This is a genomic window from Spongiactinospora gelatinilytica (genome assembly GCF_003236385.1).
Taxonomy (GTDB): Bacteria; Actinomycetota; Actinomycetes; order Streptosporangiales; family Streptosporangiaceae; genus Spongiactinospora; species Spongiactinospora gelatinilytica.
Map to the genome: position 1 here is coordinate 1 of NZ_POUA01000220.1, position 12794 is coordinate 12794.

The window sequence follows — 12794 nt, forward strand, 5'->3', positions numbered from 1 at the left end:
GAGTACGGGCGGGTGGTGGTGGGGTACGACGGGTCGGAGCACTCGCGGGCGGCCATGGAGTACGCCGTCGAGCAGGCCCGGGCCCGCGGCGCGCAGGTGCACGTCGTGTCGGCCTGCCAGATCCCGGTCTATCCGCCCTACGCCGTCGCCTATCAGGGGCTGCTGGAGGACGTCGTCGGCGACGAGGTCCGGGCGGCGGGCGAGCGCGTCGCCGAATGGCGGCGGCGTGATCCCGACGTGATCATCACCGACGAGCAGCCCCGGGAACACCCGTCGGCCGCCCTGGTCAAGGCGGCAGAGTCGGCGGACCTGGTCGTGGTGGGCTCGCGGGGACGCGGCGCGCTGGCGTCGGCGGTGCTCGGCTCGGTCAGCCACGCCGTACTGCACCATGTGAAGTGCCCGGTCGCCGTCGTACGCCCTCGGTAGGCGCGGCCCGCCCGGCTCAGAGCCCGTACGCCTCCAGCAGCCGCAGCCACACCTCGTTCATCGAGGGGAAGACCGGTACGGCATGCCACAACCGCGCCAGCGGGACCTCCCCGACGATGGCGATCGTCGCGGCGTGTACCATCTCCGCGACGTCCTGACCCACGAAGGTCGCGCCGACGAGCACATCGCGCTCGGTGTCCACGACGATCCTGACCCGCCCGCGATAGCCGTCCGCGTGCAACGTGGAACCCGCGACGGCCAGATCGATCTCCACCTCGCGGTGCGCGGGCTCCCGCGCGCCGGTGAGGCCGACGGAGGCCACCTCCGGGTCGGTGAACACCACCTGCGGCACGGCATGGTGGTCGGCGGTGGCGGCGAACCGCGTCCAGGGCCGCTCCGGCACGTCGGTCCCCGCGGCGCGGGCGGCGATCACGTCGCCGACCACGCGCCCGGCGTATTTGCCCTGGTGGGTGAGCGGCGCGCGCCCGGTGACGTCGCCGGCCGCGTACAGCCAGCCGCCGGGTACGGCCTTGACCAGCCCGGAATCGTCGACCTCAAGCGGGCCGCCGGGGGTCAGGCCGATCGTGTCGAGCCCGAGGTCGCCGGTGGCGGGCCTGCGCCCGGTGGCCACCAGCAGCTCGTCGGCGGTCACCAGCCGCCCGTCCGCGAGCTCGACGTGCACCTCGCCGTCGCTCCGCGACACGCTCCTGGCCTCGGTCCGCTGGTGAATGGTCACCCCGTCGGCCCGCAGGCCGTCGGCCACCGCGTCACCCGCGAAACCGGCGAAACCGGGCAACGGCCGCTCGCCGCGGATGATCAGCTCGACCCGGGAGCCCAGCCGCGCCCACGCCTGCGCCATCTCCACGCCGACCACGCCACCGCCGAGCACGGCCAACCGGCCGGGCACCGCACCGGCCGACGTGGCCTCCCGCGATGTCCAGGGCCGGGCGTCCGCGAGCCCCGGCAGGTCCGGCGTCCTAGGCACGCTGCCGCTGCACACCACGACGGCGTGCTCGGCCTTCAGCACCCGATCGCCCACCGTGACCTCGCGTTCGCCGGTGATCTTCGCGAAGCCGCGGACCGGCGTCATCCCGGTGTCCCGGACCCACTGCTCCTGCCCGCCGTCGTCCCAGTTCGCGGCGACGGAGTCACGCGTCTTGAAGATCGGCCCGGGCTCCAGGCGGTCACCCACCGGGACGCCGGGCACCCTGCGGGCCGCGGCGAGCGCGTTGCCCGGCCGCAGCAGGGCCTTGCTCGGCATGCACGCCCAGTACGAGCACTCACCGCCATAGCGCTCATGCTCCACCAGGGCCACGCTCAGCCCGCCCCGGGCCGCGCGCGCCGCCGCGTTCTCCCCGACCGGGCCGCCCCCGATCACCACGACATCGAACATCTCATGTGTCACACCCTCTACCGCACACCATGGAACCGCCGGACGCAACTTCCGGTCTTTGTACGGTGGGGTGGTACGAAAGCCGCAGTACGTCAGGGGGGTGATCGCGGGTGGCCGATCTCACGGCGGCGACGCGACACGAACAGCGCGGGCCGGCCGAAGGGGAGTCGTGGCTGGAACGGTACCGGGCCGAGCTGATCGGCTACTGCTACCGGATGCTGGGCTCGGCCGCCGAGGCCGAGGACGCGGTGCAGGAGACGCTGACGCGGGCCTGGCAGGGCTTCGACGCGTTCGAGGGCCGGTCCGCGCTGCGCTCCTGGCTGTACCGGATCGCCACCAACGTCTGCCTCAACATGCGGAAGAGCGGGCAGCGGCGGGCCCGCCCGATGGATCTCGCCTCCCCGGCCGTGGCGGGGGCCCCGCCGCGGGCGGCGCTGCCCGAGGCCGTCTGGATCGAGCCGATCCCGGACCTGCCGCTCGCGGCCGGGGGCGACCCGGCGGAGCTGGTGGTGTCCAGGGAGCGGATCAGTCTGGCGTTCGTGGCGGCGCTGCAGTACCTGACGCCGCGCCAGCGCGCGGTCCTCATCATGCGCGACGTGCTGTCCCTGCGGGCGGACGAGGTCGCCGAGTCCCTTGACACCACGGTGGCGGCGGTCAAGAGCACGCTCCAGCGCGCGCGGGCCGCCCTCGCCGGCCGCGAGGTCATCGAACCGGAGCCGTACCGGCCCGCGGACGCGGCGCAGCGGGCACTGCTGGCACGGTACGTGGACGCCTTCCAGCGCCACGACTTCGACGCGCTGGTCGCCCTGCTGCACGAGGACGCCACCATGTCGATGCCGCCGTTCCCGTGGTGGCTGCGCGGCCGGGAGGAGATCCGCCGGGTGCTCCTCGGCGGCGGGGGCGGCGCGTGCCGCGGCGCGCGGCTTATGCCCACCGTCGCGAACGGCTCGCCGGCGTTCGGGCAGTACCGCCCGAGCGGGGAGGGCGGCCACGAGCCGTTCGCGCTGGTGGTCACGGAGGTGTCGGGCGGGCGGATCATCGGCGTGACCACGTTCCTGGAGGCCACCGGGCTGTTCCCGTCGTTCGCGCTGCCGCCCCGGCTGCCGTGACTTTCCGCGCCTCCGATTCCTTTGGCTCCTCCGGATTGTCCTACCGACGAAAGACCGACTTCGGAGGTGGCGATGAACCCGCAGGACGCTCAGACGGTGACCCACGTGAACGGGGCCGACCTGTGCCTGGAGACCTTTGGCGACCGTGACGATCCGGCGGTCCTCCTCATCGGCTCGTCGATGCTCACCTGGCCCGACGGCCTCTGCCGGCGCCTCGCCGAGGACCGCTTCGTGATCAGGTACGACATGCGCGACACCGGCCGGTCCGTCTCCTACGGCCACCGCGCCGCGCCGTACACCCTGCGGGATCTCGTCACGGACGCGATGGGCCTGCTCGACGTGCTGCGCCTGCCCGCAGCGCACGTCGCCGGGTTCTCCGTGGGCGGCTGGATCGCGCAACTCGCCGCGCTCGACCACCCCGCGAAGGTGGCGTCCCTGACCCTGATCGGCACCCGGCCCACCGCCCCAGGCCCGGCGGACGCGGACCTGCCCGAGCATGACGCCGAGCTGATGCAGCGGATGATGAGCACTCCGGAGCCGGACTGGAACGACCGGGAGAGCGTGATCGAGCACCTGGTGGAGTCCGACCGGCTCTTCGCGGGCACCGCACCGATCGACGAGGCCGAGCGGCGCGCGGTGGCCGAGCGCACCTTCGACCGCACCCCCGATGTCGCGGCGAGCCTGACCAACATCGCCTTCATCGACCACGGCGCCCGCTGGCGCGAACGCCTCGCCGAGATCAAGGCGCCCACGCTGGTGCTGCACGGCACCCACGACCGGTTCTTCCCGTACGGCAACGGCGCGGCCCTCGCCCGCGAGATCCCCGGCGCCCGGCTGGTGCCGCTGGAGGGCGTCGGCCACGAACTACCGCGCCACGCCTGGGACACCCTGCTCTCCGAACTCATCGCGCACACCACCGGCTGACGCCGGCCCATCACCGGTCGTGCGGTTCTCCCGGTCCCAGCGGTCGAGGAGACCGGGGAACTCACGGCCCATGAAGGCGTACATGTCACGCATCCGTTCCAGCCTGGCCCGGCTCGTGGCATCGTCGCCGACGACGGCCAGGCCCTGCTCGGCGAGCCGGGCGAACGCGGCGAACTCCGCCATCTTCGCCCGGAACGCGCGTCCGAAGACGTCGTCGGTCAGCCGGTAGCGGTCGCGGCGACCGCGGGGCGGGCGGAAGCGTTCGACGAGCCCGGAGCGTTCGAGCCGTCCCAGGGCGACGCTCATGCTGCTCTTGGCCACCCCCAGCCGCTCGCACAACCCGGGGGCGTCGGCGGAATCGTCCGGATCGACCAGGAGCAGCCCGATGACCCGGCCTGCCGTACGGCTGAGCCCCAGGCGCTCGAAGTACAGTCCGGCGCTCTCCACGAACTCCTCGACGCTTGGCATACCCTGATTCTAGTTTGTTCGGATCGTTCCGAACAAACTAGAATCACGCCATGCTCACCATCGCCATCACCGGCGCCAACTCCGGGATCGGCCTGCGCGCCGCCCGCATCCTCGCCTCCGCGGGCCACCGCGTGCTCGCCCTGTGCCGCGACCCCGGCCGGGGCCGCGCGGCGCTGGCCGACATCAACGCCCACGCCGTACACCCCGCCGACCTCATCCAGGCCGACCTGTCGATCCCCGGCTCCATCCACGCCGCCGCCGACCGCGTCGCACAGACCACCGGCCACCTCGACGTGCTCATCAACAACTCCGCCGTCTTCGACCAGACGCTCCGCGAGCCCCATTTCACCCCGGAAGGCCACGAACTGTTCTGGGCCACCAACCACCTCGGCCCCTTCCTGCTCACCGCCCGCCTCAGCCCGCTGCTCGCCGCCGCCCCAAGCCCCCGGGTGATCAATATCGCCAGCAAGGGGCTGCTCTCCATGCCGCGCATTCGCATCCGCTTCGGCGAACTCGACGACCCGAGCTGGTTCAGCCCGACCCGGGCCTACTACCACGCCAAGCTCGCCCAGATCATGACCACCCTCACCCTGGCCGACAGGGCCAAGGGCCACCTTGGGGCGACCTGCGTGCGCGTGCCCGCCGTGCGCCTGGACCCCGGCCGGGTGGCGGCCATGCCCTGGCTGCTGCGCATCCTGTACGCCCCCAAGAACCGGATGGCCGCCCCCGCCGAACACCTCGGCCGGACGTACGCCCGCCTGGCCACGACGCCGGAGGGTCCCCCCGCGCCGTACGTGGACGAAGACCTCCGCCCGGTCCGCGCCCCGGCCTTCGCCTATGACGACGCGGCCCGCGAGCGGTTGTGGGAGGCGTCCCAGGCCGCCACCGGGGATCCCGCCTGGGCCTGGTAGCCGGCGATGGACACCGGCCGGCGCACCGTCTATTTTATTTACGGGACGGTATCGTTAATTGATGAGGAGGGCTCATGGACACCGACGTTCTGGTGGCCGGGGCCGGGCCGGTGGGCCTGGCGCTGGCCTGTGCGCTGCTCCAGCACGGCGTCTCGGTACGGGTGGTGGACAAGGCCCAGGGGCCCGCCACCACGTCGAGGGCCAACTTCGTGCACGCGCGCGGCTCGGAGGTCCTGGATCGGCTCGACGCCCTCGGCGGCCTGGCCGAGGAGTCGCTGCGGGCGATGACGATCACCACGTACGCCGGGGACCGGCCGATGGCGCGCGTCCGGTTCGGCGACCCTGGGTTGCGCACCGCCGCGCCTCCGATGGTGATCTCCCAGGCCCGGGTGGAGGCGTCCCTGCGCGACCGCCTGGCCCGGCTCGGCGGGCGGCCCGAGTGGAACGCCGGGCTGGTGGCGGCCGAGCAGGACGCCTCTGGCGTGTCCGCGACGCTGGCCGACGGCCGGGTGATCCGCGCAGGCTGGCTCGTGGGCTGCGACGGTACCGGCAGCACCGTGCGCGGGCTGGCCGGCATCGGCTTCCCCGGCGTCAAGGTCAGCGAGCGCTTCCTGCTGGTGGACGCCCGCCTGGACACGACCCTGGAGCGCTCGGGGACCAGCGGCTGGGTACACCCGGACGGCATGCTGGGCGCGATGCCCATGCCCGGCGACCAGTGGCGGCTGCTCGCCTACGACCCCGCCTTCCGCGAGAGCAGGCCGAGCGAGGAACAGATCGTCGAGCGCATGCGGCGCGTCCTGCCCGAGCGCACCGGCCGGATCCGCATCCGGCTGCTGGAGGCCACCTGGGCGTCGCTGTTCCAGGTACACCGCCGGTTGGCCGACACCTACCGGCGTGGACGCGTCCTGCTGGCCGGGGACGCAGCGCACGCGCACGCGCCGTTCGGCGGGCAGGGCATGCTCACCGGGCTCGGTGACGCGGAGAACCTCGCCTGGAAGCTGGCCCTGGTGGTCCAGGGCCGGGCCGGTGAGCCTCTGCTGGACACCTACGAGGCCGAGCGGCGTCCGCTGGCCACCAAGGTCCTGAGCGGCAGCACCGCGCAAACCAAGATCAACATCGCCGCCGGGCCGGTCGGCCGGTTCCTGCGCGACCGGGTACTGCTGCCGATCTCCAACTACGGAGGGCTCCAGCGGTGGGTGACCTACGGGACCTCGCAGCTTTGGGTCAGCTACCGTCGCGGCCCGCTGGGCGGCCGCGGCGCCCGGCCCCGGCCCGGCGACCGCATCCCCGACCTGCCCTGCGAACGGCTCGACGGCGCCCCCACCCGGCTGCACGCCGAACTCCGCGGTCGCTGGGCGGTACTCGGCGGCCCGGACGCCCTCGACGCGGCCCGCGACCGGCTCGGCGACCAGGTCGTACTCCTCCGGCCGGCCGGCCGTTCGCTGCCCGCTCTGCTCGTACGCCCGGACGCCCACCTGGCCTGCAAGGGCGGCCCTGCCGAGCTGGCACGATGGCTGGACGGAGCACTCCATTGACCGCTGCCCGAGGACGCGGACGGCCCCGCGATCCGCAGACCGACACCGCGATCCTGCGGGCCGCCCTGGAGCTGTTCATCGAACGCGGCGTGGAGGGCGCCAGCATCGAGCAGATCGCCAAGCGCGCGGGCGTGGGCAAGCTCACCGTCTACCGCCGCTGGAGCGGCAAGGAGGAGCTGATCGCCCAGGCCGTCGAGCAGACGATCCCCCGCGACCTCGTCCCCTCCCCGGAGGACGTCGAGGCCATGGCACCTCAGGAGATCATCGAGCGCATGCTTCCCGCGGCGGCGGAGACGGTCGCCAGTCCGGAGTTTCGCGCGCTGACCGCCCGGATGATGGGCTCGGCGGTCAGCCATCCGGCGTTGATGGCCGCCTACTGGAAACACCACATCCTGCCCCGCCGCGAACTCGCGGCCGCGATGCTCCGGCACGCCCAGAAGGACGGCGCGGTGTCCGCGGACGCCGATCCCGACGTACTGATCGACATGATGGTGGGCGCGGTGACGTGGCGCGTACTCCAGCCGGACCCACCGGACGCCGCGGAAATGCTGCGCTATATCAAGGCCGTCTACCAGCAGATCGGGCTCTACCGGCCTTCCCCGGAATCCTGACCACCGCAGCACCAAAGGCCGGCGGCAAGGGCGCGGCCGGATTCCCGCACTGACGGCGACCACCGAGGCGGCCATGCCGATCACGCGGGTTCTCGCGGCCGGGGCGCTGCTCGCTTACGGATGCTGCGTGCCCATGAGGGCACCGGAAGCGGCCGGGGAAGTGCCACCCGATCGGGGGCGTAACGCCTGGGCGATGTCACCGGCCATCGGTCTCGGCCGCCGCCCGCCTCCGGGCACCGTGGCGGAGCAAGGTGAGCGCGGCTGTCGCCGCCGTGGCCCCGCCCAGTAGCACGGCCAGCCCGGTGGCCTGGTGGTGGTGGCCGATCAGACCCGCGCTCCACAGGCGGTAGGGCACCATCACCGCGTAGTACTCGGCGAACCCGGTGACGATGACGACGCCCCACGCCGGCAGCCGGACCCGGCGGAGCGCGCGGATCGTCGCGGCCCAAATCAGACCGCCCGCCAGCAGGAGCAGGCCGAAGAGCACGGCCGCGGGGTTGAACAGGATCGGTGTGTTCAATCCCGCCAGGCAGTAGTAGCCTCCGGCCAGCATGGTCAGCGCGGCCGGCGGAAAGGTGGACCGCCCCGCCGCGCAGCCCAGCGCCGCCAGGGCCGCGGCGAGCGCCGCGAGCAGCGCGATGCCGGGAACGAGCTTGTGGTACCTGCCCGGCGCGGTCAGCGCGACCGCCTTCGCGGCGGCGAACCCCGCCGGGCCCGCCCACCCCAGCCGGTGCCATCCGCCGCCGGTGTCGCGCAGGACGATCCCGTCCACGCCGTTGGCCACCACCACGGTATGGCCGCCGGGCGCCTCCTGCACGGCGATGCCCAGCGACGCGACCTTCCCGGCACGATCCGGGGCTCGCGGTTCGTGCGCCCTGGCCAGCCTGTCCTGGTCGCCGGGGGAGACCTCCCAGGCGGTCGTCCACAGGCCGCCCGCCGACTGCTCGACCTTGAGCAGGCCGGGGACGATCCGATAGCAGTGGTCCGGTTCGCCGGGCACACAGGCCGAGGTCCGTACGTCGGGCGGGCGCAGGCCGCTGCTCGCGGCCCACGACCATCCGCCGTCGCGGGAGGCGAAGATCGTCGTCGTGGGGTGGTACGCCTCGCCGCCGCTGACCGCCACGACGATCGCCCCGTCGTACGTGCCCGCGGCGTACGCGCTGTCGGGCAGCATGACGGGCACGGCGCTCGTCGCCGCCACGGCCAGTACGGCGAAGGGGATCACGATCACGGCTCGGGCCTGCCGTACGGCACGGGGGTGCGGGCGGCCCCGCGCCCACCAGGCCACGGCCAGGGCGGGCAGCGCGAGCAGGTCGGTCGGGTCGGCGATGACCTGCGCGGGCCCCCAGAGCACCGACCACGCGTACGACGCCAGGGCGGCGCCGCCGGCGGTGGTCTTGGCCAGGATGAAGCCCGCGCCGGTGAGCGCGATGGACACCAGGGGGCGGCGGATGAGCAGGTCGAGCAGGGGCGGGGCGATGATCAGCCCGGCCACGTCGCTGAGTTTTCCGGTCACCGGTCCCGGCCACCACGCCTTGAACAGGTGATCGTTGAGCGGCAGCAGGACCACGGCGAGGACGGTCACAGGGTGACCGATCCAGGCCAGGCTCGGTGTCCTCACATCAAGGACATCGGCCAGGAGATCCGGCGCGATACCCGGCGATAGGGGATTGTGATCATGCGCCGAAACCGGAGGGTGGGGGGTGCGAGGGCTGTGGAGGCTCGTCGGGGCTAGTGGGAGGTCGCCTTCACCGCTCGGTCTTCGTCGATCTCGGCGGCCAGGTCGGGCTCATCGGCGTGCTCGTGGTCGGCCGCGTGCTCGGCGCGGGCCGGGAGGAGCAGGGCGGTGATGACCACGGCCACCGACAGCACGGCGCCGACGATGAAGGCCAGCCGCATGCCGTCGAGGGTGGCGGCCACCTGGGTGACCCCCGTGGCCTTCAGGGCCTCGGCACGGGCGCTCATGATGGTGATCACCAGGGCGGTGCCGAAGGCGGCGGCGACCTGCTGGAGGGTGCTCAGGATCGAGCTGCCGTGGGAGTAGAGGTGCGGGGGAACCGCGCCGAGCCCGAGGGTGAACACCGGCGTGAAGGTCGCGGCCAGGCTGATCATCAGCAGCGCGTGCACCGCGAGCAGCAGCCAGAACGGCGTGGTCATCGTGACCTGGGTGAAGGCGGCCAGAGCGATCATGATCCCGAACGCGCCGGGGATGACCAGGACCCGCCCGCCGAAGCGGTCGAACAGCCGGCCGACGGTCGGGCCGAGCAGACCCATCGCGAGGCCGCCGGGCATCACCAGCAGCCCGGTCTGGAGCGGGCTCAGCGCGCGGACGTTCTGGAGATACAGCGGCAGCAGGATCATCGAGCCGAGCATCGCCATGAAGGCGATCGCCATCATGATCAGCGCGATCGTGTAGGTGCGGTGGCGCAGCGTGCGCAGGTCCATCAGCGGCGTGCCGCGCTTTTGCAGGAAGAGCTGCCTGGCGACGAAGACGCCGATACTGAGCAGCCCCGCCGCCACGATGCCGATGGCAAGGCCGGCGTCGCCGCCCTCGAACTTGCTGAGCCCGTAGACCAGGCCGCCGAAGCCGGCCGCGGCGGTCACCACGCTGAACCAGTCGACGGTGCTGAAATGGGACTCGTCGATGTTCTTGAGCTTCCTGAGGCCGCCCCAGGTGATCAGAGCGGCGATGGGGAGCACCACGGCGAACAGCAGCCGCCAGGACCCGAGCTGCAGGATCAACCCCGAGATCGTCGGGCCCATCGCGGGCGCCACCGAGATGGCCAGGGTGACATTGCCCATCACCCGGCCCCGGTCGGACTCCGGCACGACCTGCATCAGGGTGGTCATCAACAAGGGCATCATCACCGCGGTGCCGGAAGCCTGGATGATCCGCGCGCCGAGCAACACCTCGAACGTCGGCGCGACGGCGGCCAGCGCGGTGCCGAGCAGGAACAGGGCCATCGCCGTGGTGTACGCCTGGCGGGTGGACACCCGCTGCAGGAACCACCCGGTGATGGGGATCACCGCGGCCATGGTCAGCATGAAGGCGGTCGAAAGCCACTGAGCCGTCTGCTCCGGGATGTGCAGCGCCTCCATGAGCTGCGGAATCGCATTGATCATGATCGTCTCATTGAGGATGACCACGAACGTCGCGAGCACCAGCAGCCGGATCACGGCCGGCGTGCGACCTCGAGCGGCAGGGGCGGACGTGACAGGTGAGTCGAGCTGAGGGGAGGACAAGGGAAACCTCGATCAGAGTTGCGGGCATAACGTCTTGTGGCTGGTGGCCCAGCCGTCGGTCTCAAGCGGTTGCGGTCGTACAAAAGCCTGCCGGACGCCACCGACAAAACTCATCGACCGTGCTCAACATTCCGGCATGTGATGGGAGATGTCATCTGGATTCAACCGGCGGCAGACAATGATCTTCAGGTCGTCCGAGGGGCCGTTCCGCGCCATGGCCCCAGGTGAGCGGTACGTGCCGCCCCGCCCGCCGGAGGGGATCTCCATGCTAGCGAGAACCGTCCGGCGGCGCGTCGAGGGGTTGCGGGCGTCGTGCCCGCCGGGAAAGCCCCTGCAACCACCGCCCGCTCGGGCGATGCCCGGCGTCGGCCCGGCCGATCGGCGAACGGAGCGACCGCGATGAGAGAAGAATCACGTTCGCGGGGCGCCCCTGACCGAGGGCCCGCGAGATCGGCCCCGGACATCACGACGGGCACGGCGGAGGCGGTCAAAAGGACGGCATTTCCAGTGCGCCGAATAATCGGATGTGGCGCGGCACGCGCGCCGCTAATATGAGAAGTGGTTCGTGAGACCTGAGAGGCGCGGGTCGAATGGGCATCGGTCATCTTTCTGAAACAAAGACACACCCGGTGCCCGCTTTCCATATCCGCGTTCTCTCATGGCCTCGCGAGCAGATCAGGTCCGGCGCCGGCACGGGTCGAAGCGCGTCGGTCATCCATTCCAATTGGGGCGGTCGCGGGTTCGAGTCCCGCCCTGGGCTCCGGCCCAGGTAGCTCGGCTGGTCAGAGCACCTTGCACCGGTGTGCGCCGCCATATCCGTGCCGGTTCCAGACCTGATCGTTCGCCGCTTCCGCCAGGGGCACGGGTCGAATTCGAGGTCATTGATTACGGATCCGGAGGTCGCGGGGATCGATTCCTCGCCACGAGGTCCACACCCTCGTGTGTGCTCAACATGGCGGGGATCGACGCGTCGCTGCCGCTGGTCGTGACCGGTCTCGTCGGCTGACCGGGCCGGTCGCACCGGCATACGCGCCATGCCGCGAGGTGTGACCGGCACACATGGACTCCGTGACGCCTTTGTGACACTGAGCCGATGACATCTCACTGACGGTCGGCGACCGTGTCGGGCATGCTTCTCGGAAGCTAGCAGGAGGCTCGCCATGAAGGCATCGCCGGGCAGATTCCCACTCGATCGCTCCAGTCTGTTCATGACCCGCCGGGACCTGCTGACCCGCGGTACGGCGCTGGCCGGGGGACTGGCCGCCGCCACGCTGGTCAGCGGGTGCGGCGGCGGTTCCGGTTCCTCGGGAAGCGGGGGAAGCGGCCGCGTGGTCGTGGCCGACTGGGGCGGCGCGCTGGTAGAGGCGGAGAAGAAGCACATCTTCGATCCGTTCAGCAAGGAGACCGGCATCGAGGTGGTGGTGGCCGGTCCTCCGACGGGCGCGCGGATCAAGGCCATGGTCGAGACCGGCACCATCGAGTGGGACGTGATCGCCGGCGGGCCGGGGACCGTGCTGCCGATCGGCCGGGACTACTTCGAGGAGCTGCCCGACCGGCTGCTCGACATCCCCGGGGTCGATCCCTCCTACGTCGACCGCAACTGGCTCACCTACTACCTGTTCTCCGTGGTGCTGGCCTGGAGCACCAAGGCGCCCTGGGCGAAGCGGGGCATGCGAGGCTGGCAGGACTTCTGGGACGTACGGGCCTTCCCCGGCCGGCGGACCCTGCGCGGCGCCGACAACGGGGTGCCCCCGGACATGGAGTTCGCCCTCCTGAGCGACGGGGTGGCCGCCGACCGGCTCTATCCGCTGGACGTCGAACGCGCCTTCGGCAGCCTGGACCGGCTCAAGCCGCACGTGCCGCAGTGGTGGGTCTCGGGCGCGCAGCCGGGGCAGATGCTGGTCAGTGAGCAGGTGGCGGCGTCGAGCATCTTCTCCGGGCGCGTCGGCGCGCTGAAGAACCAGGGCGCGCCGGTCGACTTCACCTGGAACGGCGGCATGTTCGAGCTGGCGAGCTGGTCGGTGATCAAGGGCGCGCCGCACAAGGACGCCGCGTTCAAGCTGATGGAGTACTCCCTGCGGCCCGAGGTGCAGGCCGCGGTGTGGAGCAACTACCCCAACGGGCCGGCCAACAGCAAGGCCCTTGACCTGATGGACAAGGACTTCGCCAAGACC

General features: G+C 71.8%; 11 protein-coding genes. 7 read left to right on the forward strand and 4 right to left on the reverse strand.

Annotation, left to right across the window (positions count from 1 at the left end):
- Positions 1–426: universal stress protein (locus tag C1I98_RS24600; RefSeq protein WP_146607605.1), on the forward strand; the 426-nt coding region annotated here is incomplete at its 5' end.
- A gap of 16 nt (positions 427–442) precedes the next feature.
- On the opposite strand, the gene C1I98_RS24605 is transcribed toward C1I98_RS24600, so the two are convergent.
- On the reverse strand, positions 443–1831 hold the full coding sequence (locus tag C1I98_RS24605) for a dihydrolipoyl dehydrogenase family protein (RefSeq protein ID WP_233508148.1): 1389 nt from the start codon (positions 1829–1831) through the stop codon (positions 443–445).
- A gap of 98 nt (positions 1832–1929) precedes the next feature.
- On the opposite strand from C1I98_RS24605, the gene C1I98_RS24610 reads away from it, so the two are divergent.
- Together C1I98_RS24610 and C1I98_RS24615 are read left to right on the forward strand one after the other, a co-directional pair.
- Positions 1930–2928, forward strand: coding sequence for a sigma-70 family RNA polymerase sigma factor (locus C1I98_RS24610; RefSeq protein WP_111169797.1), 999 nt, complete (start codon positions 1930–1932; stop codon positions 2926–2928).
- Between the two features lie 72 nt (positions 2929–3000).
- Entirely contained in the window at positions 3001–3852 is an 852-nt protein-coding gene (locus C1I98_RS24615; RefSeq protein WP_111169798.1) for an alpha/beta fold hydrolase, read from the forward strand.
- Here C1I98_RS24615 and C1I98_RS24620 read toward each other — a convergent pair.
- On the reverse strand, positions 3793–4320 hold the full coding sequence (locus C1I98_RS24620; RefSeq protein ID WP_111169799.1) for a GbsR/MarR family transcriptional regulator: 528 nt from the start codon (positions 4318–4320) through the stop codon (positions 3793–3795). The two genes, C1I98_RS24615 and C1I98_RS24620, sit on opposite strands and share 60 nt — an antisense overlap.
- A 50-nt stretch (positions 4321–4370) precedes the next feature.
- Between C1I98_RS24620 and C1I98_RS24625 the strand changes: the two genes are divergently transcribed.
- From C1I98_RS24625 to C1I98_RS24635, 3 genes are all read left to right on the forward strand, one after another.
- The gene (locus tag C1I98_RS24625; protein ID WP_111169800.1) at positions 4371–5231 is read left to right on the forward strand and encodes an SDR family NAD(P)-dependent oxidoreductase; all 861 of its coding nucleotides are present in this window, start codon (positions 4371–4373) and stop codon (positions 5229–5231) included.
- A gap of 74 nt (positions 5232–5305) precedes the next feature.
- Entirely contained in the window at positions 5306–6766 is a 1461-nt protein-coding gene (locus C1I98_RS24630; protein ID WP_111169801.1) for an FAD-dependent oxidoreductase, read from the forward strand.
- The gene (locus tag C1I98_RS24635) at positions 6763–7377 is read left to right on the forward strand and encodes a TetR/AcrR family transcriptional regulator (RefSeq protein WP_111169802.1); all 615 of its coding nucleotides are present in this window, start codon (positions 6763–6765) and stop codon (positions 7375–7377) included. The genes C1I98_RS24630 and C1I98_RS24635 overlap by 4 nt, the downstream gene beginning before the upstream one ends.
- A gap of 196 nt (positions 7378–7573) precedes the next feature.
- Here the strand turns inward: C1I98_RS24635 and C1I98_RS43130 are convergent, their stop codons facing one another.
- Both C1I98_RS43130 and C1I98_RS24645 read right to left on the reverse strand, forming a co-directional pair.
- Positions 7574–8998, reverse strand: coding sequence for a hypothetical protein (locus C1I98_RS43130; protein ID WP_199537184.1), 1425 nt, complete (start codon positions 8996–8998; stop codon positions 7574–7576).
- 110 nt (positions 8999–9108) lie between these two features.
- Positions 9109–10554 carry an MDR family MFS transporter gene (locus C1I98_RS24645; protein ID WP_111169803.1) on the reverse strand — a complete coding sequence of 482 codons (1446 nt, stop codon included), beginning with the start codon at positions 10552–10554 and terminating at the stop codon, positions 9109–9111.
- Positions 10555–11828: 1274 nt separating this feature from the next.
- Between C1I98_RS24645 and C1I98_RS24650 the strand changes: the two genes are divergently transcribed.
- On the forward strand, positions 11829–12794 hold a 966-nt coding region (locus C1I98_RS24650; RefSeq protein WP_111169804.1), incomplete at its 3' end, for an ABC transporter substrate-binding protein.

Coding starts and splice junctions, on each gene's coding strand:
- C1I98_RS24615 (WP_111169798.1), top strand. CDS start 3,001: ATGAACCCGCAGGACGCTCAGACGGTGACCCACGTGAACGGGGCCGAC.
- C1I98_RS24620 (WP_111169799.1), bottom strand. CDS start 4,320: ATGCCAAGCGTCGAGGAGTTCGTGGAGAGCGCCGGACTGTACTTCGAG.
- C1I98_RS24625 (WP_111169800.1), top strand. CDS start 4,371: ATGCTCACCATCGCCATCACCGGCGCCAACTCCGGGATCGGCCTGCGC.
- C1I98_RS24630 (WP_111169801.1), top strand. CDS start 5,306: ATGGACACCGACGTTCTGGTGGCCGGGGCCGGGCCGGTGGGCCTGGCG.